A 22,298-nucleotide genomic window follows, 5' to 3' on the forward strand; every position below is an offset into this window, starting at 1 on the left:
GATGCGAGTTTGGGTCCCGGCCGCTCTTTTCGTGAAATCCCGAGGGGGTAGTCGCCCCATCCGGCGCGCCTTTTTTGCCTACTTTTTTGGCAAGACAAAAAAGTAGGTCGCCGCCCCGCAGGGGTGGTGAAACTGCAGTTGCAGTTGAAGTTGAATCTAAACAGTTGCAGTTGCAACCCCACCCCAAAACCTCAAGAAGTCATCACAACCTGATTCCGCCCACTCCGCTTAGCCTGATAAAGCCCCGCATCAGCAATCTCCACAATCCGGCTAAATGGCAAATCCGCACCAGGCACGATTGCCGTGCCCCCAATGCTGACAGTGACATGCTGCCCCACCGGCGATCCGCTATGCGGCACCTGCAGGGACTCGATCGCGCGCCGGACCTTCTCGGCCAGCAGCCGCGCCCCGCCGGGCGAGGTGGACGGCAGGATCATGGCGAACTCCTCGCCGCCGAAGCGCGCCGGAAGGTCCGCCGGGCGCGCGCAGTTCTCGCGGATCACGCCAGCCACGCGGCGCAGCACCTCGTCCCCGGCCACGTGGCCGTAGGTGTCGTTGTAAGCCTTGAACGAGTCCACGTCGATCATCAGCAGCGCCAGCTGGCTTTGCTCGCGATTGGCGCGTTTCCATTCGGCCCCGAGGTACTCGTCGAAATAACGCCGGTTGGACAGCCCGGTCAGGCCGTCCGAGTTGGTCAGCCGCTGCAGCTCCAGGTTGGTCTCGAGCAACTRCTGCTGGCTCTGGCGCAGCGCGCGGTAGGCCTCGTCGCGCTGCTGCAGGTTGAGATACGAGCGCGAGTGATAGCGGATGCGCGCCACCAGCTCGATGGTGTCGGGCAGCTTGACCAGATAGTCGTTCGCGCCGGCAGCGAAGGCCGCGCTCTTCATGAGCGGGTCCTCCTTGGTGGATAGGACGATGATGGGGATATCGCGCGTTGCCGGGTTGGCCCGGTAGCGGCGCACCAGCGTCAGGCCGTCGATGCCGGGCATCACCAGATCCTGCAGGATCACCGTAGGACGGGTGCGCTCGGCCACGGCAACGGCCTCGTCAGGCTTGGCGCAATAGTGAAAATCGATATCGTGCTCGGGTTCCAGCTCGCGCCGTACCGCTTCGCCAACCATGGCCTGGTCGTCCACCAGCAGCACCATGGCCAGGTATTCATCCGGGCGCTGGGGCGCTCTAGGGTTTGTATCTTTAGACATTGTCTTCCTCGTGCTCTCCGACCTGGAGACGCTAACAGCATGATCCTGGCATCGCGGCGCAAGCGCGCGCGGCCAGGTTTGCGTTGTTTTTCATGTTGTTAGCGCCTCTGTGCTACCCCTGGTTGTTGATGGCATTGCATGCCCGTACGATGCGGGCGGCGATCTGCTGCAAAGGCAGGATTTCGCTGGCGGCCCCAATGGCGGCGGCGGCCTTGGGCATCCCATAGACGGCACTGCTGGCCTGGTCCTGGGCGATGGTCAGGTAGCCGCGCTCGCGCATGGCCTTGAGGCCCAGCGCGCCGTCCCGGCCMATGCCGGTKAGCAGCGCGCCCACCGCGTCACCGCGCCAGTGCTGCGCCACGGTCTCGAAAAACACATCGATCGAGGGCCGGTACAGGTAGTCGCTCGGCTCTTCGGTATAAATCATGCGCGAGGCGCTGACCAGGCGCAGGTGGTCGTTGGTGCCTGCCAGCAGCACGGTGCCCGGCTGCGGCGCCTCGCCCTCGCGGGCCAGGCGCACCGGCAGCGCGCACTGCGCGTCCAGCCAGTCGGCCATGCCGGCCGCAAAGGCCTCGTCCACGTGCTGGACCGCGACCACGGCGGCGGTGAAGCCGGCCGGCAGGCCGCCCAGCACGGTGGCCAGCGCGGCCGGGCCGCCGGCCGACGCGCCCAGCGCGACAAGGCGCTCGGCACTGGCCTTGCGCCTTGGCGGTGCGGCCGCGCGCGCGGGTCCGGTGCGGCCTTCCAGCAAGCGGCCGATATTGCGGATCTTGCGCAGCAGGGGGCCGCTTGCCAGTTGCGAATCCGGCTGGGTCAATGTGGGCGTATCCACGGCGTCGATGGCGCCTTGCCCCATGGCATCGAAGACCTGGCTGGCGTTGCGGCCAAGGTCCATGGTCACCACCACGATGGCACACGGCGTGGCGGCCATGATGCGGCGGGTTGCCTCGACGCCGTCCATCACCGGCATCATCAGGTCCATCAGGATCAGGTCGGGTGTGCGCACGGCGGCCATGCGCACGGCGCTCTCGCCGTCCTCGGCCACCCATGCGACTTCCAGCGCGKGATCGAGGGCGATGACGCGCCGCAGGGCGACCACCGCCAGGTGGGAGTCGTTGACGATGCCGATTTTCATGCGCGTGCTTCTCCAATCAGGTCTTGCACCGCATCGAGCAACGCGGCGTCCTGGAAGCTGCCCTTGGCCAGATAATAGTCCGCGCCGGCCTGCAGGCCGCGCTGGCGATCCTGCTCCCGGTCTTTGTAGGAGACCACCATCACGGGCAGGTGCATCAGGCGGGCCTCACGCTTGATGCGGCTGACCAGCTCGATGCCGTCCATGCGCGGCATGTCGATGTCCGTGATGACCAGGTCGAAGGTTTCCGCGCGCAGCACGTTCCAGGCATCCATGCCGTCCACCGCTACCGTGACGTCATAGCCGCGGTTAGACAGGAGCTTGCGCTCCAGCTCGCGCACCGTGAGCGAATCGTCCACCACCAGCACGCGCTTGCGCCGTACCGGGGCTGCCTCGGCCGCGCGGCGGATGCGGTCGATCTTGCCCTCCGAGAGCAGCTTCTCCACGGAGCGGACCATATCCTCCACGTCGAAGATAAGCACCGGCGTGCCATCCTCGGTGAGGCTGCCGGCGGCGATGTCCTTGATCTTGCCCAGGCTTGCCACCAGGGGCTGCACCACCAGGATGCGCTCGCCCAGCAGCCGGTCCACCGCCACGCCGTAGGTACGTTCGTGATCGCCCAGGACCACCACCGGCACGGTGTCCTCGTCGCGCCGGGTCTCCGCCTGCTGCAGGACCTGTGCCGCGCTCACCAGCCCGACCTGGCGTTCGCCAAAGCGGAAGTGCTGGCGGTTTTCCAGCTGCTCGATGCTGCCGCGCTCCAGGTTGATGGCCTGCATGACATAGGCCAGCGGGAAGGCATAGGCCTCGCCGGACACCTCCACCAGCAAGGCGCGCACGACCGACAAGGTGAGCGGCAGCTCCAGGTGGAACTGCATGCCGCGCCCGCTTTCCTGCGTCAGGCGGATGCTGCCGCGCACCTGGCGGATCATGTCCTGCACGGCGTCGAGCCCGACGCCGCGCCCGGACACTTCGCTGACGGTTTCGCGCATGCTGAAGCCGGGCAACAGCAGGAAGTCGAGCAGCTCGGCCTGCGACAGCCTGGCCACGGTTTCCTCGGGCACCAGCTTGCGCCGCACGATGGCGGCGCGCAGGGCGTCGAGGTCCACGCCGGCGCCGTCGTCGGCAATCACGATCATCAGCCGGCCGGCGTTGTGGCGCGCGTTCAGCGTGATGCGGCCTTCGACCGGCTTGCCGGCGGCGCGGCGCGCCTCGGGCATCTCGATGCCGTGGTCCACCGCATTGCGCAGCAGGTGCGCCAGCGGCGCTTCGAGCTGCTCCAGGATGTCGCGGTCGACCTTCGTGCTCTCGCCGACCAGTTCAAGGTGCACTGCCTTGCCCAGCGAGCGCCCCAGGTCGCGCACCATGCGCGAGTAGCCGGTGAGCCCGTCGGCGAGGGGCCGCATGCGGCTCGCCAGCGCCCGGTCGTAGAGCTGGTGCGAAAGCTGGCCGGTGCGGTGGTCGTACTGTTCCAGCTCCGTGACCCGTTGCGACAGTTGCTGGTGGCTCTCGCCCAGCAGGCGCTGTGCTTCTGCCAGCGCGGCTAGGGCGGCGGGATCGGCCGCGCTGGCCGCGAGCGTGACCTGCAGGGCGTCGAGCGCCTGCAGCGCGCGCATCTGTACGCGCCGGGTTTGCTGCAGGGCGTTGCCGAAGGGCTTGAGCCAGTGCGTCTCCACCATCGCCGCGCCCGACAGCGCCAGCAGCTGGTCCAGCGTGTCGGCGCTGACGCGCAGCATGCGCTCCTGGGCTTGCGGCTCGCGGGGGACTTCGCCGGGCGCGAACATGGCTGGCGCCGTGGCCATGCCGGAGGCCGGTTCGGCGACCAGTTCGGCGACCGTATCGGCGACCATGCCGGCCACCGGGCCATCGGGTAGCGCCGGGTGGACGGCCGCTGTCACCGTGGCCTCTGGTTCGGCTGCGGATGYACTCGCAGGCGTTGCCGCCGCTGGGGCATGATCCGTGGCCCAGGCGTCGGCATMCACCTCCTCGCCGGCCAGCAGCGCGGCCATGCGGAGCACCAGCGCATCGACCTCGGCCTTGCCGGCCCGGTCAGCCCAGTCCAGATCGCCGCCGGGCGGCGAGCCCAGCCGCAGCAGGAGGTCGGTGCCATGCAGCAAGGTGTCGATATGCACGGGCCGCAGCACCAGCTCGCCGCGCTGGGCGGCCACCAGGCAGTCTTCCATCACGTGGGCCACGCGCACGCCGCCATCCAGGCCGACGATGCGTGCGGCACCCTTGAGCGAATGCGCGGCGCGCATGCACGCCTCGAGCTGCTCGGCCGCGGCAGGGTCGCGCTCCAGCGCCAGCAGGCCGGCGTTGAGGACTTCGGCCTGCGATTGCGCTTCCAGCGCGAACAGCTCGAGCAGCGAGGCGTCGCGCAACTGGTCGGGGTTCATGCCAGGCTCCGCTTCAAGGCTTGTTGCAGCAGGGCCGGGTCGAGCAAGCCCACCGTGCGTTGGCCGCTTTTCAGCAGCGCCCGGGTGTAATGCGCCGAGGCGCGTGACAAGGTGGTTGGCAACGGCTGCAGGTCGGCTTCGGCGATCCGTTCGATGCCGGTGACTTCATCCACCGGCAGCGCGATGGCGGTGCGGCCCTGCCCCAGCACCAGCAGCCGGGCGCCATGCCCGGCGCTGCCTTTGGCGCTGGCGGCGGCGTTGGAGGTGGCGTTGGAGGTGGCGTTGGAGGTGGCGTTGGAGGTGGCGCCGGCGGCAGGGTCCTGCCCGAGCAGCCGTGCCAGCGAAATGCAGACCAGCAGGTTGCCGCGCACGCTGGCCAGGCCCAGTACCGCGGCGTGGCGGCGGTGCGGCAGCGAATGCACGGGGCAGGGCGCGGTGACCAGCGCCAGCGCGCCCGCGGGCAGCGCCAGCCATTCGTCGCCGATACGAAACACCAGGCATGACATGGCAGGCCCGCGCGCGGTGGCATTGGCATGACCGGTGTGGCCGTCCGGGAGGCTGACTTCGCCGGTGGACAGGTTGTCGAGCAGCGTGAGCGCCGCGCGCGAATAGGTTGGGCAGTTGCGGCAATGGATGTGCTCGGCCAGCTGCGGACAGCTGCCATCGCCCAGCACGCCGATGCGGCGCCAGCAATCGTCCACGGCGACCGTGACCGTAACAGTGCCCATGCCGGGCGGCTGGCCATGCGCGGCCAGGGGATGCGATGCGAGCTCAGCCATGACGGATCGGGGTCTTGCGCTGTGCGCGGTTTCTCAGGCGGGCCGAGGCCGCGCCGTCGCCTTGCGCTTCCAGGATGGCAGCCATATGGTAGAGCGCCTCCTGGTGAGCCGGGTCGAGGTAGAGTGCGCGGCGATAGGACTCGCGCGCGTCGGCGGGACGGCCGGTGGCGTCGTAGAGCACGCCCAGCAGGCAGTAGCCGGCAGCCGATGGACCCTGCGCATGCAGGTGCGCCACGCAGGCGGTCACTGCGGCGGCCAGCTCGCCGCGATCGGCGAGYCGCGAGATCCGGGACAGCGCGTCGGTGCTGGCCTTGGCCTGCTCGGCCGCTTTGCCGGTGGCGGGGGCGACCGGTGCCAGTGCCGGGGGCACCGGCACGCCGACGGCGCCCGCATGGCCGCGTGCGGCCAGCGGCTGCGGCCACGGTCGCGGGGCGGCCGTGGCTGGTGCACTCGGGTGCGCAGGGTAGCGCTGCATTGCCGGCGTGGCGCTGCCCGCCTGCTGCGCGCCGCGCCGGGTGAAGGCAAAGGCGAGCGGCACGCCCGCCGAGATAAAGCCGTGCCGCGTGAGCAGGCTGGCCTCGGCCGGGCCGACAAAGAGCGTGGCATCCTGCCGGCTCAGCCGTTCCAGCATCTTGAGCGAACGGCGCTGGGTGGGCTGATCGAAATAGATCAGGAGGTTGCGGCAGAACACAAAATGGTAGGGCGGCTCATTGRCCATCAGCCCCGGGTCGAGCAGGTTGCCGCGCAGCAGCCGCACCTTGGCGCGCACGTTGGCGTTAAGCGCGTAGCCACCCTGGCAAGGGGTGAAATACCGATCGCGGAAGTCCAGCGGGGTGCCCCGGAAGGCGTTGTTGCCGTATTGCCCGATGCGCGCGTGCTCCAGCGAGCGGGCGCTCACGTCCACGGCATCGACCTGGAAGCGTTGCTCCGGCACGCCGGCGTCCAGCAGCGCCATGACGATCGAGTAAGGCTCCTCGCCGGTCGAGCAGGGCACGCTGAGGATGCGCAAGGGCGCGGCGCCCTCCGGCGCGCGATCACTGCCGAAGACCCGCATGGCGGCGAAGCGGCCGAGCGCCAGCAGTGCCTCGCGATGGCGGAAGAACCAGGTCTCGGGGACCACCACGGCTTCGATCAGCGACTGCAGTTCGTTCGGGTGCGAGTGCAGCAGGTTCCAGTACGCGTGGTGGTCGGGCACCGCGGCCGCTGCCAGGCGCTCGCGCAACGCGCGCTCGATCATGCCGGGGCCGACGGTGGCGGCGTCCAGGCCAATGCGCTCCTTGAGCAGCGCTTCGATATGGGAGGCGGTGGTCATGGCCTTGGCGCGGTGGCGTCAGCCGCCGGCAGATCGGGGAACAGCCTTGCGTGCACGTCATCAGGCAGCAGGGCATCGACCTTGATCCACTGCACCAGTCCCTGGCTGCCGCTGCGCACGGGCCCCAGGTAGCGGGCCGGGGCGGTGTCCACGCCGCTGTCGATAAACTCGGCGGGCTCGCAGCGTAGCGTCTCGGTGGCGTACTCCAGCCGTAGCCCGAGCAGGCGCGCGGGCGCCTCCGCGTGCCGGCGGTAATGCACCAGTACGGTGCGTGTGCTGGTCCGGCTGGCGGCCGGCGTGCCGGTGGCCAGCGCATTGATGTCGATGACCGGCACCACCTGGCCGCCCCGCGCCAGCAGTCCGCTGACCCAGGCCGGTGCCTCGGGCAATTGCTTGAGCGTGGTCAGCGGCAGCACTTCGACGATCTCCTTCGCGTCCAGCGCGTAGTGGTCGGGCCCGATGCGAAAGAGCAGGAAGAGTTTCATGGAGTGGCGTGGGTGCCCGGGGCGCTCAAACCTTGAATCGCGACACGCCGGTGCGCRGGTCGTTGGCGACCAGCGTCAGCTCGTCGATCGCCTGGCTGGACTGGCGCAGGGATTCCACCGTCTGCTGGGCCGCCTCGGACAACTGCATCAGGGCCTGGTTGATCTGTTCCGCGCCGCCCGCCTGGGCTTGCATGCCCTCGTTGACCATCTGCACGCGCGGTGCCAGCGACTGCACCTGGCCGATGATCTGGGAGAGCTGGTCGCCCACCTGGGTCACCTCCGACATGCCGCGCCGCACTTCCTCGGAGAACTTGTCCATGCCCATCACGCCCGCCGCCACTGCTGACTGGATCTCGCGCACCATCTGCTCGATGTCGTAGGTGGCCACCGCGGTCTGGTCGGCCAGGCGGCGGATCTCGGTGGCGACCACCGAGAAGCCGCGCCCGTACTCGCCAGCCTTCTCGGCTTCGATGGCAGCGTTGAGCGATAGCAGGTTGGTCTGGTCCGCGACCTTGGCGATGGTGGTGACCACCTGGTTGATGTTGCCCGCCTTCTCGTTCAGGGTGGCCAGCTTGGCGTTGACCGAGCCGGCGGCTTCCATCACATGGTGCATGGTGGCTTCCATGCGCGACAAGCTGGCCTGGCCGGTGCCGGCCAGGCCGGCAGTCTGCTCGGCGGCGCCGGAGACTTCGGTCATGGTCCGGACCAGGTCGCGCGAGGTGGCGGAGATCTCGCGCGAGGTGGCGCCGATCTCGGTGGTGGTGGCCGCCGTTTCGGTGGCGGTGGCCTGCTGCTGGCGCGCGGTGGCGGCGATCTCGTTGACCGAGGTGGTGACCTGGATGGCCGAGCGCTGGGCCTGCCCGACCAGCGTGGTGAGGTCGCCGGTCATCTGGTTGAAGCCCTGTTCGACTTCCAGGAATTCATCCTTGCGGTTTAGTGCCAGGCGCTGGCGGAAGTCGCCGCCGCGCATGTCGGCGAGCTGCCTGACGATCGAGCGCATCGGCACCGTAATGGAGCGGAACAGCAGGTAGCCGGCCACCAGCGACTCCAGAAGGGCGGCGATCAGGGAGACCTCGATGCTGATCTTGGCCGTTTGCACCGCCTGGTTGATGCTGCTGGCGCCCTCCTCGGCCACTTTGTTGTTATCTTCCAACAGTGCTTGCACGGTCGAGCGGCCTTCAGTCCAGGCTGCGTGGATGGGTCCGCGCAGCTTGGCCTCGGCGGCGGCGACCTCCGGGCCGGTCGCCGCGAACAGCGGCGCCGAAACCTCGTCATAGTGCCGGCGCAGCTCGCGGTATTTGTCGAAGCGCTCGCGATCGTCGGCGCGCCGGATCGAATCGGCGTACTTTGCCTCCAGGCCGTCCAGCCGCTTTTGCAGGGCCGAGTTGGCCTCGGCGTATTGCCGGCGCTCGGCGTCATTGGCCGCGGTCACGCTCTGCCAGGCCAGCACGTAGGTCTCGCCCCAGGCGCCGCGCATCGCGGTGCTGTAGTAGAGTCCCGGGAGCGCATCGTCGCGCAGCGCATTCGCATGGGTCTGGATGGCCGACTGGCGGTCATAGGCGACCACCGCCGTGAGTAAAATGACCGCCAGGATGAAGGCAAAACTTGCCAGGATGCGCGTGCGGATGGTCCAGTGAGTCACGGTGCGGTTTCCCGTTGCTTATTCTTGTCGGAGGGCGGTCGATGACCGGCCGGGCGCGCCGGAATTGGCGCGCGCGCGGGCCGGGCGCGAGCGGCCGGATTATAGCGGCGTAGGGTACTGTAAGGCCCCGGCCATTTCAATGGCGCCCGCCGGGCGGTAAGGGGATTCGATGCGTTGCAATTTGTTGCCGCAACATATCGTTTAACTTGGCTTGATTTTTTCCTGGTTTTRGTCACACTTGCCAAATAGACAGATCGGACCGATGTCGATAATCACGAACAGGGCAGGCATGGTGGCCAGGTCAGAGGCGAAGGCCGGCGCCCCGCCAAACGCGGACATTGATTCGCTGACAGGCGTAGCGTCGCGCCAGGCATTCTTGAACACGCTGGAAGGCCGCCTGCGCACGGAGGCCTCCCCGCGCTGCGCGCTATTGCTGCTTGGCATCGACGATTTCCGCGCGTTCAATGACATGCATGGCCATGCCGAGGGCGACGAGATCCTGCGCCGGGTGGCCCGCCGCCTGCGCGACGCCTCGCCGCGCGACGCCATCCTGGGCCGGGTCGGCGGCGACGAGTTCGCCGTCTTGCTGCCTTCCATTGCCGATCCCACCCTGGTGCGCCACGTCAGCGCCGCCATCCTCTCGCTGCAGACCGAGCCCCACGAGTACGGCAACCGGCGCCACCACGTGCTGGCCAGCCTGGGCGCCTGCGTGATGCCGGCCGGCGGCGACAATGCCTCCGATGCCCTGGCCTCGGCCAGCCTGGCGCTCGGCCGGGCCAAGCGCGACGGCGGCCGCACCATCCGCTTCTTCAAGCCGCAGATGCGCACCGACGTGACGACCCGCCTGTCGCTGGTGCAAGCGCTGCGCGACGCCTACGCGCAGCGCCAGTTCGAGTTGCTGTACCAGCCCCAGATCGACCTGCGCGATGGCCGCGTGGTTGGCGCAGAGGCGCTGATGCGCTGGCGCCATCCCACCCAGGGCCTGCTGACGCCGGCCAGCTTCATCGACGCGCTGGCCGCCAGCAGCGTGGCGGCGGACGTTGGCGTCTGGCTGCTGCACACCGCCTGCGCCCAGGCGCGCATGTGGTCGCTCGGGTTTGCCGATGCACCGCGGGTGGCCATCAACCTGTTTGCCGCGCAGCTTAGCGAGAGCCGGCTGCTGACCGAGGTCCGTCACGTGCTGCGCGAGCTGGCACTGGCGCCGGAGCGGCTGGAGCTGGAGATCACCGAGACCATCGCCCTGCAGCAGGGCGATGAGTTTTCCGGGCAGTTGCAGACCCTGCGCCGCGACGGGGTGACCCTGACCTGCGACGATTTCGGTACCGGCTACGCCTCGCTCAGCTTCCTCAAGTCCTTCCCCGTGGACCGTATMAAGATCGACCAGTCGTTTATCCGCAATGTTACGCAGAACCCGGTCGACGCCGCCATCGTGCGCGCCATGGTGAACGTCGGTGGCAGCCTGGGCATCGGCGTGGTGGCCGAGGGCGTGGAAACCGTTGAACAGCGGGATTTCCTCTCCGAGAACGGCTGCCACGAGGTACAGGGCTACCTGTATGGCAGGCCCATGTCCGCCGACAAGTTCACCGAGTTCCTGCAGCAGTCCGCCGCCCGCTAAGCCGGGCCGGCCGTGCCTTTCCCCTCTCGCCTGCGTCCGGCGCCGATGCGCAATTGTTTCCAGCTTTGTCCTGCGTGCGCTGGCCCGCCGTGGCCTGCGCGCGGGCGGGGGGCCACGGCGGGCGGCGCGCAGCCAGATCGTGCCTTCCCGGCGCGGCTGCGCAGGGAAACAAGGGAAATATGTGCTTACAAAGTCAAGTGCGCCAGTCCGGCGGCCTGACGTTATCGGAAGTATGGTGACAGCAGAGGCGGCAGATGTTCGCCCGCGCGCCTATATTGACCGAGAGGTATCCACATGTTCCCTGACCGCAAGCTTGGCCCGCGTGCGCGCATCCTGCTCCTGGCCGCAAGCATCGTTTTAGTCACTTGGCAACTGCCGGCGCTGGCGCAATCCGCCGATCCCTCCGCCCGCATTGCCACCGTGACCGATGCCGCCGGCAACCTGAGCTTTGCCCCCGCCGGGTCGGACGATTGGGCGCAGGCCGCGCTGAACCGGCCGATCACCACCGGCGACCGCCTCTGGGTCGACAACGGCGGGCGGGCCGAGGTGCACGCCGGCTCCACGGCGATCCGGCTAGGCAGCGGCACCGCCGTGACCGTGCTCAACCTCGACGACAGCGCTACCCAGGTCAAGCTGACCCAGGGCACGCTGCAATTGCGCGTGCGCGCGCTGCCGCCCGACCAGCCGGTCGAGATCGATACGCCCAACCTGGCCTTCGTGCCGCGCGAGCCGGGCGACTACCGGCTGGACGTGGCGCCTGACGGCAGCTCCACGGTCGTCACCATGCACCACGGCTCGGCCGTGCTGTACGGCGACAACCACTCGCTGGAAATGCGGCGCGGCGAGCAAGTGCGCTTCGACGGCACCGACCTGGCCGAGGACGGCCGCGCCACCAACCCGCCCATGGACGGCTTCGATAGCTGGACCATGGCGCGCGACGCGCGGGAGGACCGCTCGCCGTCCGCCCGCTACGTGGCGCCTGAAATGACGGGCTATGCCGCGCTGGACGACTACGGCGACTGGCAGGAAGACCCCGGGTATGGCGCAGTCTGGTTTCCGCGCGTGGTGGCCGCGGACTGGGCGCCCTATAGCGCCGGCCACTGGGCCTGGGTGGCGCCATGGGGATGGAGCTGGTGCGATGACGCGCCCTGGGGCTTTGCCCCGTCCCACTATGGGCGCTGGGCCCGCGTTGGCKACCGCTGGGGATGGATGCCGGGCCCGAGGGTGGGCCGCCCCGTCTACGCCCCCGCGCTGGTTGGCTTTATCGGTGGCGGGCCGGGCAGTGGSCCCGGCGTGGCCTGGTACCCGCTAGGCCCGCGCGAGGCATATCGCCCGGTCTATGGCGCCAGCCCGACCTACGTCACCCGCATCAACCAGTTCACCGTCAACAATGAGGTGATCGAGAACCATATCCGCAATACCTATATCAACCGGAACGTGCCGGGCGCCATCACAGGCATGCCGGCACGCGCCTTCGTGCAAGGCCAGCGCGTGCCACCCGGGGGGCACGGCATGGCTTGGCGCAACCTGCCGCAGGGCGAAGCCAACGGCGCGCCGCCGCTGGCGCCCGTCAAGGCCAGCCTGATCGGTGCGGCGCCCGCGCGGCCGGCCCCGGCGGCGGTCATGCAGGGCTTCGCGCGCCCTGCCATTGCGGCACGTGCGCCCGGCCGCCCGGCCGACGATGAGCTGGCCCAGCGCTTTGCCCGCGCTGGTGGCACCGTGCCCGGCGCTGGCCCGGTATGGCAGGGCCGGCGCAATGCCCCGGGCGGCGGCCAGGCCATGGCACCTGCCCCGGTCCGGCTGAGCCAGGCGGCACCGGCATACCACGGGCGCAACGGAGCAGGCCAGATGCCCGGCGGGCCGGGGACACCGAACGGCGGGATTCCAGCAAATCCGGCAAATCAAGGCAATCCAGCCTTCGGGCCGCAGCGCGCGGAAGGCGGCTCCCGTGCGCCCGTGCCGCAAGGCCTGGTGGGTACCGAGCATGGCGGGCAGCCGCCCGTGCAGGGCGGCGACGCGCGCACGCGTGGCTGGACCACGCGGCCGGAGCAGGCGCGCGGCCAGCCGCCGCAAAATGGCCAGTCGGCCGCGCAGCTCCAACAAGCCCAACAAGCCCAACAAGCCCAACAAGCCCAACAAGCCCAACAAGCCCAGCAAGCCCAGCAGCTTCAGCAACGCYAGGCTGAGCAGCGCGGCATGGTGCAGCAGAACGGACGGACCCTGCAAACCGACCCGCAAGCCATGGCCCGCCAGCAGCAGGACATGCAGCGCCAGCAGCAGCAAAGGCAGATGGGTGACCAGCAGCGGGCGCAGCAAGCGCTGCAACAGCAGCAAGACATGCAGCACCAGCAGCAGCAAAGACAGGCTGGTGACCAGCAGCGGGCTCAGCAAGCGCAGCAACAGCAGCAGGAGATGCAGCACCAGCAGCAGCAAAGACAGGCTGGCGACCARCAGCGGGCTCAGCAAGCGCAGCAACAGCAGCAGGAGATGCAGCGCCAGCAGCAGCAACGGCAGGCTGGCGACCAGCAGCGGGCTCAGCAAGCGCAGCAACAGCAGCAGGAGATGCAGCGCCAGCAGCAGCAGCGGCAGATGGCGGACCAGCAGCGGGCCCAGCAGGCGCAGCAACAGCAGCAGGAAATGCAACGCCAGCAGCAGCAACGGCAGGCGGCGGACCAGCAGCGGGCCCAGCAGGCGATGCAGCAACAGCAAGCCATGCAGCGCCAGCAGCAGGAGATGCAGCGTCAGCAGCAAGAGCAGCAGCGCCACCAGCAGGACATGCAGCGCCAGCAACAGGAGCAGCAGCGCCAGCAGGAGCAACAGCGCCAGCAACAGGTCATGCAGCGCCAGCAGCAAGACCAGCAACGCCAGCAGCAGGAGCAGCAACGCCAGCAGCAGGAGCAACAGCGCCAGCAGCAGGAGCAGCAGCGCCGGCAGCAGGAGTTGCAGCGCCAGCAACAGCACGCCGCGCAGCCGCAGTCAGCTCAGCACGTGGCGATGCAGCAGCAACCGCATGCCCAAGGGCAGGGCGGCAATCCGCAAGAGCACGGGCATGAGGTTCACTGAGGCGGCTCAGGCAGCCGGCACCCGACCCGGGTGCCGGCCGCGTGGCCGGCCTTGCTGGTTTACTTAGCCAGTTCCGACAGGCGCACCGGCGCGATCTTGCCGTTCTGCACCCAGCCCACCACGGTGTCGGCAACGGTGCCGCCCTTGGCGTCGATGCTCTCGATCTCGTTCGGGTTGGCATCCTTGGCCAGCGTCTTCACCGCCTCCGGCATCCTGGCCCGGATCGCGGCCACGTCGCTGGTGGTGCCGGCCAGCTTCATGGCGCCGGCCAGCGCGTAGACCATGGTGTAGTTGAGCGACATCTCGGTGGTGGCGTCGCGCCCGTCATGCAGCTTCTTGTATTTGCTGTTGTAGGTTTGCGCGGCCGGGCGGGCGTCGTTGGCCAGCGGCATCACGCCGATGGAGCCTTCGAGCATGGCCAGGCCGTTGGTKACCTTGGCCATTTCATCCAGCTTGGCCTGGTCCATCACGATGAAGCCACCCTTGAAACCCAGCTCGCGCGCCTGCTTAACCACCAGTGCGGTCGGCTCGGACGGGCCGCCCACAAACATCACGTCGGGCTTGTCGGCCAGCACGCGTGACACGCCGCTGTAGAAGTCGGTGGCCTTGGTGTAGGACATCGGGTTGTTGGCCACCACTTTGCCGCCCGCGCCTTCCCAGGCCGGCACAAATGCCTGCACCCAGGCCTTGGCGTAATCGTGGTCGGCCGGGGCCAGTGCTACGTTCTTGCCATAGCGCTTCATCTGCGCCTTGATGAAGGGCTCGATATAGCCGGTGTAGGACGGCGGGATACGGATGGTCAGCTTGTTGCCGGTGTCCGTGATGCGCGGCACGCTGGAGTAGGCCATCACCAGGAATTTCTCCTGCTCGTTGAACGCCTGCAGCGCAAAGATGCCGCCCGAATGCGGCACGAACACGGCGGGCGTCTTGTACTGCTGCACCAGGCGGCGCGCATTGATGGCGGCCTCGGCGGGCGCGTACTTGTCGTCCAGCGACACCACTTCCAGCTTCACCTTCTTGCCCTTGACCTCAAGGCCCGAAGCATTGATCTCGTCCACGGCCATCTGGATGCCGGACAGCACGTTCTTGCCGTACAGCGCGGCCCCGCCCGACAGCGGGCCGATATAGCCCAGCTTGACGACTTCCTGCGCCATGGCCGCACCCGAGGCCATCAGCGAGGCCACGGCAGTGGCGGCGAGGGGGAACAAGCGGCGGATCATCTTGGTCTGCATTTGGCTGTCTCCTGTTGTGTTTGTGCTGGGTTTGTTGTTGCCTGCTGGTTCTGGTTTTGCTCCCCTCTCCCGCTTGCGGGAGAGGGGGGGAGAGGGAGTAAACTGCCGTCGTCATTTCAAACGGCTTTGGCGCGTCCTATCCTCCGATATACGCCTTCCGAATCCCTTCGTCCTTGAGCAACGTGTCGCGGTCGCCTTGCATCACGATGCGGCCACTCTCGATCACATACGCGCGGTGGGCGATGCCTAGCGCCGCGTAGGCGTTCTGCTCGGCCAGCAGCACCGTGGTGCCCGCTCGGTTGATGCGCTGGATCACCTCGAACATCTGCTTGACCACCAGTGGCGCCAGGCCCAGCGATGGTTCGTCGAGCAGCAGTGTGCGCGGGCGCCCCATCAGCGCACGGCCGAGCGCCACCATCTGCTGCTGTCCGCCGGACAGCGAGCCGGCCGGATCGTCTTTTTTCTGCCGCAGGATCGGGAACATCTCGAAGACTTCTTCCAGCGAGCGCTTGATGCCGGCGGAGTCGCGGCGGTGCACGTAGGCGCCCAGCGTCAGGTTCTTCTGCACGCTCATGGCGGGAAACAGCTTGCGCCCCTCAGGGCAGTGCACCAGCCCCGCTTGCACGATCTGCGAGGGCTTCATGCCGGCCAGCTCGCGGCCGTCAACGCGCATGCTGCCGCCGCTGGTGCGRTGGATGCCGCTSAKCGCCATGAAGATCGAGCTCTTGCCGGCCCCGTTGGCGCCCAGCAGCACCACCAGCTCGCCGGCCGCGGCGTTCAGCGTGATGTTGTCGAGCGCGCGGAAGCTCCCGTACGAAAGCGAAACGCGTTCAAGCTGCAACATGGTCGGCTCCCAGATAGGCTTCGATGACCTGCGGGTCTTGCTGTATCTGCACGGGCGACCCTTCGGCGATCTTCTCGCCGTAGTTGAGCACCATGATCTTGTCGGCCAGCCGCATGATCATGTCCATCTTGTGTTCGATCAGGCAGACCGTCTTGCCGTGGCGGACCATCTTGCGGATCAGTTCGGCCAGGCCCACGGTCTCCTCGGGGTTCACGCCGCCCGCGGGCTCGTCGAGCAGCAGCAGTTCGGCATCGGTGGCCAGCGCCAGCGCAAAGGCCACGCGCTTGCGCTCTTCCTGGGTGATGTCCGCCGCCACTTCATGCGCGAGGTGCGCCAGGCCCACGAAGTCGAGCGCTTCCTCGGCCTTGGCGCGGCACAGCCGTTCTTCCTCGCGCAGCCGGCGCGTGTTGAAGATCACGTCGGCCAGCCCCGCTTGCGTGCGCAGCCGGTGGCCCACGATCAGGTTGTCCAGCACGGTGGCGCGGTCGAACAGGTGCGTGGCCTGGAAGGTGCGGGCCACGCCGAGCCGGGCGATCTGGTCGGCGCGCAGGCCGGCCACGTCCCGGCCCTTGAGCAGGATCTGCCCGGAGCTGGGCGCATGGGTGCCGGCGATCAGGTTGAAGAAGGTGGTCTTGCCCGCGCCGTTTGGGCCGATGATGGCGTTGACATGGCCCGTCTCGAAGGTGATCGAGACATCGTGCACGGCGCTCAGACCGCCGAACTTCTTGGTCAGGTTGCGAATCTCAAGCATGGTCGGCCCTAGCGTTCGTGGCGGTTGCATTCGGGTTGCCGGCGACGGGCGCGCCGGCCTGCTGCGCGCGGCTCGTGCCGCCGCGGCGTGCGGCGGCGCCGCGGCGCGCCTGGCGCTTGGCCCACGAGCCCACGATGCCGTCCGGCACGAAAATGATCAGCAGCACCAGCACCGGCCCGAACACCAGCATGCGGTAGTCCTGCAGGAACTGCAGCGTCTGCGTGACCCACGGCACCAGCACCGCGCCCAGCAGCGGCCCCAGCAGCGTGCCGGTGCCGCCCACCAGCATCGCCATCACCATCTCGAAGGTCAGGTCGGTGCGCGCGATGTCCGGCCCGAGAAAGCGCACCTGGCCCGCGTACAGCGCGCCGGCAAAGCCGGCATAGCCCACCGACAGCACGAACGACAGCACCTTGGTGCGCATCAGGTTGATGCCGAGCGCCTCCGCCAGCGCGTCGCTGTTGCGCACGGCCATGAAGCTGCGGCCCAGCAGCGAAGTGACGATGCGGTGCATCAGGAAGGTGCCCGCCACCAGGAAGAACAGCACCAGGTAGTACTGCGCCTGCACGTTGTCGAACGCGAGCGGGCCCACCGAGGCCGGCACCGGGATGCCGATCAGGCCCACGGTGCCGTGCGTCAGGCTTTCCCACTTCTCGATCAGCAGGTAGATGATGTAGCCGATGCACAGCGTGAAGATCGAGAAGTAATGGCCTTTCAGCCGCAGCGATACCACGCCGACGAAGTAGCCGACCACCATGCACACCACGCCGGACAGGACGAACGCCGCCCAGAACGGCACCTGGTGATCCACCGTGAGAATGCCCAGCGTGTAAGCGCCGATGGCCATGAAGCCGCCGTGCGCCAGGTTGAGCTGGCCGGTATAGCCCGTGATCAGGTTCAGCCCCAGCGTGGCGATGGCGTAGATGAAGGCCAGCGTCATCACCGTCAGGTAGTAGCTGTTGGGCGTGACCAGCGGGAACGCGATGGCCAGCGCCAGCAACAGGGCCCAGCCGGTCTTGCCTTGCAGTGTCTTTGTCATGGTGCGCTCCTTATGCGGCCTTGCCGGCAAACAGGCCTTGGGGCCGGATCGACAGGATGAGCACCAGCAGCGCGAAGGCGATGATGTCCTTGTAGTCCGTCGAGACGTAGAAGCCGCCGAAGCTCTCGGCCATGCCGATGATCAGCCCGCCCACGATGGCGCCGGGAATGCTGCCCATGCCGCCGAGGATGATGATSACGAASGCCTTGGTGATGACCAGGTTGCCCATGCTCGGGTAGACCAGGTTGATCGGCGCGTAGAGCGTGGCCGCAATGGCGGCGAGCGCACCGGAGATGGCAAACACCAGCAGCGTGACACGTGTGGCGTCGATGCCCACCAGCGCCGCGCCCTCGCGGTTCTGCGCCATCGCCACGATGGTGGAGCCGGTCACGGTGCGCGTGAGGAACAGGTGCAGCAGCACCATCAGCCCGAAGGCCGCGGCGATGATCAGCAGCCGTTGCGCCGGCGCGGTCAGGCCCATCACTTCCACCAYCTGGCCGTAAGGCGTGGGCATGCGATGGAAGTCCGCGCCCCACATTGCCTGCGCGCCGGCTTCGAGGAACAGCATGATGCCGATGGCGGCGATCATGTCGTGCAGCTCCGGCGCATTGCGCAGCGGATGGAACACCAGCCGGTCGGCCAGCATCGACAGCGCCGCCACGGCGATGGCGGCGGCGCCCATCGCCAGCCAGTAGTTCACGCCCAGCGACGTCATCAAGTAGTACGAGACGTAGGCACCTGCCATGTAGAAGGCGCCATGCGCGAAGTTGGGCACGTGCAGGATGCCGTAGACCAGCGTCAGGCCCAACGCGACCAGGCTATATACGCCGCCCAGCGTCAGGCCGTTGAGGACTTGTTGAAGAAACAATGTCACGGGCTTACCTCATGCGACTTTTCGAATCACGAACGAAGGCACGCAAGCCGGGCTGCGGGCTGCGTGGAAATGGCGGCGCCGCGCAAAAAACGATGCGGGGGCCACTTGGTCAGGGGGGGCGTGAGTCAGCCGCGGGGCGGTGCGGCCTGGTGAATGGCGTGATGCATGCTTGGTCTCCTGTGCGATGCGGAATGGCCTGCCGTGCAGGCCCCGGGTGCGGTGTCGTCGTGTACCGTGAAGCGCCACGCATGTCTGCGTAGGTATGTTCCAGCACGATCGTTCGTTTTTATTGACTGTTGCATACGGCCTGAGGCACAGTCAAGAAATACGGAATAGTCTTCCGCACAGCGAAATAGCCGGCTTACCTCCGGCCCGCCCCCGCCAAAGGCGGCCACAGGTCTGCTTCCCGCACCCAGTAGCCAAGCGTTATCGCCACGTATGAAGCGCACCTCGTCGATCCCGCTCTCGCCTGCCTCCTCCGCTTCCCTGCCCGGCGGCGCGCATGCCGCGGCCGTGGGTTGGCCAGCGTTACCTCGCCGGCTCGGGCATCCGCGAGATCGCGCAGCCGCTGATGCAGTCGCTGGCGTTCGCCACCGATTGCACGGTGGCGCTTGCCACATCGGACCGCCATGAGATGGTGTACCTGGAAGTCTGCCAGCCGCGCGGCGCGCTGGTGATGCGGCTGGCGCCCGGCTCGCGCCTGCCCACCGCTACCTCCGCCATCGGCCGCGCCTGGCTGGCCGGGCTGGAGCCGGAGCGGCGCGCCGCCGTGCTGGCCGACCTGGAGCGCCACTACGGCGCGCGCTGGCCCGCGATCCGCATCAAGCTCGAGCGCGCGCTGCGCGACTACGCCAAGCGCGGTTTCTGCCTGGCCCACGCGGAGTGGGACCGCACGGTCAGCGGTGCGGCCGCGCCCGTGGTGCTTGAAGGCGGYGCGGAAGTGCTGGCCATCAACATCGGCGGCGCGGCCACGCGGCTGACGCCGGAAATCCTCGACGGCAATCTCGGCCCGCGCATCCGCGAGCTGGCCGAAGCGCTGCAGAGCCGCCTGTGGCAGGGGCGCGGATAGCAGCGCCATGCGCGCCATCGATGCCATCGCCACGTATCGCTTTCTCACGGCCCCAGGGCCACACATCTAGCTGGCAATACAGACATAGCAAACAAAGGAGACAAAGATGGAGATTCGCAACAAGACGGTCGTGGTGACGGGTGCTGCCACTGGCATCGGGCGCGCGCTGGCGCTGGCGTTTGCCGCCGGCGGCGCGCGCGGCGTGGCCGTGGCCGACCTGGATGGCAAGGGTGCGCAAGCGGTGGCCGAGGAAGTGGCCAAGGCCAGCCCGGGCTGCCAGGTGTTCGCGCGGCAAACCGACGTGGCCGATGCCGCCGCCGTGCAGGCGCTGGCCGATGAGGCCACGCAACGCTTCGGCCAGATCGATGTGTTCTGCTCCAACGCCGGCATCATCCTGCGCAAGGGCCTGGATGCCAGCGCCGAGGAATGGCAGCGCATCTGGGAGATCAACGTCATGGCCCACATCCACGCCTCGCGMGCGGTGCTGCCGCAGATGCTGGCGCGCGGCGATGGCTATTTCGTCAATACCGTGTCCGCCGCCGGCCTGCTGTCGCAGATCGGCTCGGCACCCTATGCCGTGACCAAGCACGCCGCCATCGGTTTTGCCGAGTGGCTGTCGATCACCTACGGCGATCGCGGCATCAAGGTCAGCTGCATCTGCCCGCAGGGCGTGCAGACGCGCATGCTGTTCGGCGAGGATGGCGAGCGCAAGGGCTTCCTGCAAGCCGGCTCGGTCACGCCCGAGCACGTGGCACAGGTCACGCTGGAAGGCGTGAAGGACGAGCGCTTCCTGATCCTGCCGCATCCCGAAGTGCTCGAGTATTACCAGCGCAAAGGACAAGATTACGATCGTTGGCTAAAGGGAATGCGCCGGCTGCACGATAAAGTGATGGCGGAGTTCGGCGGCACGGTGGTTTAAGCGTGGCGTGAAACCCCGCGTAACAGTCAGTTGAGTCACCGCTGCCGGCGGACAGGCGCAAGGCTTTGCCCCTTTGCGCCGGCAGCGTGCAAGATCAGTCCAACACCAGAATAAAACCGATCATCGGGAGACACCCCATGCGTTGCAAACCTTTCGCAGCCGCCGTCCTGGCCACCTGCGCCGCCTTCGCCGTGCCCTCGGCCCAGGCCGACACCTATCCCTCCAAGCCCATCCGGATGGTGGTGGGCTTTCCCAGCGGCGGCGCGCCCGACATCCTGGCGCGCATCTTCTCCGAAAAAATCTCGCCCTCGTGGGGCCAGCCCGTGGTGGTGGACAACAAGCCCGGCGCAGGCGGCAACATCGGCGCCGAGGCCGTCGCGCATGCCGCGCCGGATGGCTACACGCTGGCGCTGGGCACGGTCGGCACGCACTCCATCAACGGCGCGCTCTACAGCAAGATGCCATACGACATGGTCAAGGATTTCACGCCGGTGATCCTGGTCGCGTCCACGCCCAACGTGCTGGTGGTCAATCCKTCCGTGCCGGCCAAGAACGTGSMGGARCTGATYGCGCTGGCCAAGTCCAAGCCGGGCGCCCTGACTTTCGGCACGCCGGGCATCGGCACCTCGCCGCACGTGGCGGGCGAGATGTTCAACTCCCTGGCCGGGGTCAAGCTCACCCACGTGCCCTACAAGGGCCGCGCCATGGCCATTCCCGATCTGCTCGGCGGCCATATCAGCATGATGTTCGACAACCTGCCGTCGGCGTTGCCGGTGATCAAGGAGGGTAAGGTGCGGGCGCTTGGCGTGACCAGCGCGAAACGCTCGCACTCGGCGCCGGATATTCCCACGCTGGCAGAGCAAGGACTGCCCGGGTTCGATGCGGACTCGTGGTTTGCGATCTTCGCACCGGCGAATACGCCCAAGGATGTGATCGCCAAGCTGAACACCGAGCTCAACCGGATTTACCAGCTTCCCGATGTGCAAGCCAAGCTCAAGACCTTGGGGCTGGATCCGATTCTTGGTACGCCGGAGAAGTTGGCGGGTTATCAGAAGGTTGAGATCGCCAAGTGGGCGAAGGTGGTGAGGGATTCGGGGGCTAAGGCGGAGTGAAGGTGTTGGTTTTTGGGTCCAGGGTGCCGTACGACGTTGCCGTGCGGGGTTGGTCGCTGTTTTTTTTGAGCGGCGATGGCGTTTGCACCCAAGAGCCATACGACATCGTCCTGCGGGGGTGGTCGGTATTTCTTTGAGCGGCGTTGGCGTTTGCACCCAAGGGCCATACGACATCCCCCTGCGGGGGCTGCCGGTCACTTTTCTTTGACCGGCAAAGAAAACTAACGAAAAGAAAGCCGCCCTGCCGGGAGCAGAGCAATAAGGCTGTTCGGTCGCAGTGGTTGCGTCGTACGGCCCTGAGTGTTGGCTGGCATGTCCAACCGACTCGAAGGGCATCGCAACTGCATGACCCATGGGTTACGTGGTGCGGCCCCTGACCTCGTGTGCGGTGACCGTTCCCACATCTGCCGTTCGCGGGGCGAAGGGCTGCGCCGTTTCGGGTGTGGCTGGTTTCGTGGTTTTGTCTCGGAGGGCAAGCACCGTGAGGTGCGAGCACGGCCCTCGCGGACGGGCCACGGTGCCCACCACGAAACCAGAGGGGGGTGATAGCAAGGTGCCGCTCGCGCCGGTACGGCAGGGCATCAAATACCCCGGTGCTAGCCGCCAGAGACAAAACCACGAAACCACCGAGGCAGGCAGGATCGCGGCGCTGCGCACCGCGAACGGCAGATGCCCGAACGCTCACCGAGCAAAGCGATCAGGGGCACCACCACGTGACCATTGGGTCATGCCATAGCGATGTCCTTCGAGTCCGTTGGACACGCCAGCCAACACTCCGGGCCGTACGACGCAACCACCGAGGCAAAAACAACCTGATTGCTCTGCCCCCGGC

At 67.6% G+C, this 22,298-nt stretch carries 17 protein-coding genes and 1 pseudogene; 5 read left to right on the forward strand and 13 right to left on the reverse strand.

Going from position 1 to position 22,298, the window contains the following annotated elements; genetic code table 11:
* Positions 1-191 precede the first annotated feature (191 nt).
* The 8 genes from AC1DS3_RS20205 to AC1DS3_RS20240 all read right to left on the reverse strand — a co-directional run bounded on the left by AC1DS3_RS20205 (position 192) and on the right by AC1DS3_RS20240 (position 9,332).
* On the reverse strand, positions 192-1,202 hold the full coding sequence (locus AC1DS3_RS20205; protein WP_477127814.1) for a diguanylate cyclase: 1,011 nt from the start codon (positions 1,200-1,202) through the stop codon (positions 192-194).
* A gap of 112 nt (positions 1,203-1,314) precedes the next feature.
* Positions 1,315-2,337, reverse strand: a complete 1,023-nt coding sequence (cheB, locus tag AC1DS3_RS20210) for a chemotaxis-specific protein-glutamate methyltransferase CheB (RefSeq protein ID WP_477127815.1) — start codon at positions 2,335-2,337, stop codon at positions 1,315-1,317.
* A complete protein-coding gene (locus AC1DS3_RS20215; protein ID WP_477127816.1) occupies positions 2,334-4,730 on the reverse strand; it encodes a hybrid sensor histidine kinase/response regulator in 2,397 nt (798 codons plus the stop codon). The genes cheB and AC1DS3_RS20215 overlap by 4 nt, the downstream gene beginning before the upstream one ends.
* Entirely contained in the window at positions 4,727-5,458 is a 732-nt protein-coding gene (locus AC1DS3_RS20220; protein WP_441641515.1) for a chemotaxis protein CheW, read from the reverse strand. Before AC1DS3_RS20220 ends, AC1DS3_RS20215 begins: the two co-directional genes overlap by 4 nt.
* A gap of 43 nt (positions 5,459-5,501) precedes the next feature.
* Positions 5,502-6,821 (reverse strand): CheR family methyltransferase, encoded by a 1,320-nt coding sequence (locus AC1DS3_RS20225; RefSeq protein WP_477127817.1) that lies wholly within the window; start codon positions 6,819-6,821, stop codon positions 5,502-5,504.
* A complete protein-coding gene (locus AC1DS3_RS20230; RefSeq protein ID WP_441641507.1) occupies positions 6,818-7,306 on the reverse strand; it encodes a chemotaxis protein CheW in 489 nt (162 codons plus the stop codon). The genes AC1DS3_RS20225 and AC1DS3_RS20230 overlap by 4 nt, the downstream gene beginning before the upstream one ends.
* Before the next feature lie 25 nt (positions 7,307-7,331).
* Entirely contained in the window at positions 7,332-8,948 is a 1,617-nt protein-coding gene (locus tag AC1DS3_RS20235) for a methyl-accepting chemotaxis protein (protein ID WP_477127818.1), read from the reverse strand.
* Positions 8,949-9,149: 201 nt separating this feature from the next.
* Positions 9,150-9,332 (reverse strand): hypothetical protein, encoded by a 183-nt coding sequence (locus AC1DS3_RS20240; RefSeq protein ID WP_477127819.1) that lies wholly within the window; start codon positions 9,330-9,332, stop codon positions 9,150-9,152.
* On the opposite strand from AC1DS3_RS20240, the gene AC1DS3_RS20245 reads away from it, so the two are divergent.
* Positions 9,325-10,563, forward strand: a complete 1,239-nt coding sequence (locus AC1DS3_RS20245) for a putative bifunctional diguanylate cyclase/phosphodiesterase (protein WP_477127820.1) — start codon at positions 9,325-9,327, stop codon at positions 10,561-10,563. The genes AC1DS3_RS20240 and AC1DS3_RS20245 overlap by 8 nt on opposite strands.
* Before the next feature lie 294 nt (positions 10,564-10,857).
* Entirely contained in the window at positions 10,858-13,626 is a 2,769-nt protein-coding gene (locus AC1DS3_RS20250) for a DUF6600 domain-containing protein (RefSeq protein WP_477127821.1), read from the forward strand.
* A 59-nt stretch (positions 13,627-13,685) separates the two neighbouring features.
* Here the strand turns inward: AC1DS3_RS20250 and AC1DS3_RS20255 are convergent, their stop codons facing one another.
* The 5 genes from AC1DS3_RS20255 to AC1DS3_RS20275 form a co-directional block, all read right to left on the reverse strand.
* Positions 13,686-14,858, reverse strand: a complete 1,173-nt coding sequence (locus AC1DS3_RS20255) for an ABC transporter substrate-binding protein (protein WP_441641504.1) — start codon at positions 14,856-14,858, stop codon at positions 13,686-13,688.
* Positions 14,859-14,994: 136 nt separating this feature from the next.
* Positions 14,995-15,702, reverse strand: coding sequence for an ABC transporter ATP-binding protein (locus AC1DS3_RS20260; protein ID WP_477127822.1), 708 nt, complete (start codon positions 15,700-15,702; stop codon positions 14,995-14,997).
* On the reverse strand, positions 15,689-16,453 hold the full coding sequence (locus tag AC1DS3_RS20265) for an ABC transporter ATP-binding protein (RefSeq protein WP_441641502.1): 765 nt from the start codon (positions 16,451-16,453) through the stop codon (positions 15,689-15,691). Before AC1DS3_RS20265 ends, AC1DS3_RS20260 begins: the two co-directional genes overlap by 14 nt.
* On the reverse strand, positions 16,446-17,492 hold the full coding sequence (locus tag AC1DS3_RS20270) for a branched-chain amino acid ABC transporter permease (protein WP_477127823.1): 1,047 nt from the start codon (positions 17,490-17,492) through the stop codon (positions 16,446-16,448). The genes AC1DS3_RS20265 and AC1DS3_RS20270 overlap by 8 nt, the downstream gene beginning before the upstream one ends.
* 10 nt (positions 17,493-17,502) lie before the next feature.
* On the reverse strand, positions 17,503-18,366 hold the full coding sequence (locus AC1DS3_RS20275; RefSeq protein WP_477127824.1) for a branched-chain amino acid ABC transporter permease: 864 nt from the start codon (positions 18,364-18,366) through the stop codon (positions 17,503-17,505).
* 517 nt (positions 18,367-18,883) lie between these two features.
* On the opposite strand from AC1DS3_RS20275, the pseudogene AC1DS3_RS20280 reads away from it, so the two are divergent.
* The 3 genes and pseudogenes from AC1DS3_RS20280 to AC1DS3_RS20290 form a co-directional block, all read left to right on the forward strand.
* Positions 18,884-19,435: pseudogene (locus AC1DS3_RS20280) on the forward strand (IclR family transcriptional regulator); the annotation flags it as partial.
* Between the two features lie 106 nt (positions 19,436-19,541).
* Positions 19,542-20,354: an SDR family oxidoreductase gene (locus AC1DS3_RS20285; protein WP_441639504.1), complete on the forward strand. Its 813-nt coding sequence runs from the start codon at positions 19,542-19,544 to the stop codon at positions 20,352-20,354.
* 137 nt (positions 20,355-20,491) lie between these two features.
* Complete coding sequence (locus tag AC1DS3_RS20290) at positions 20,492-21,466, forward strand: Bug family tripartite tricarboxylate transporter substrate binding protein (RefSeq protein WP_477127825.1); 975 nt, start codon at positions 20,492-20,494, stop codon at positions 21,464-21,466.
* Positions 21,467-22,298 lie beyond the last annotated feature (832 nt).

It is taken from the genome of Cupriavidus sp. 01L46 (genome assembly GCF_056399905.1).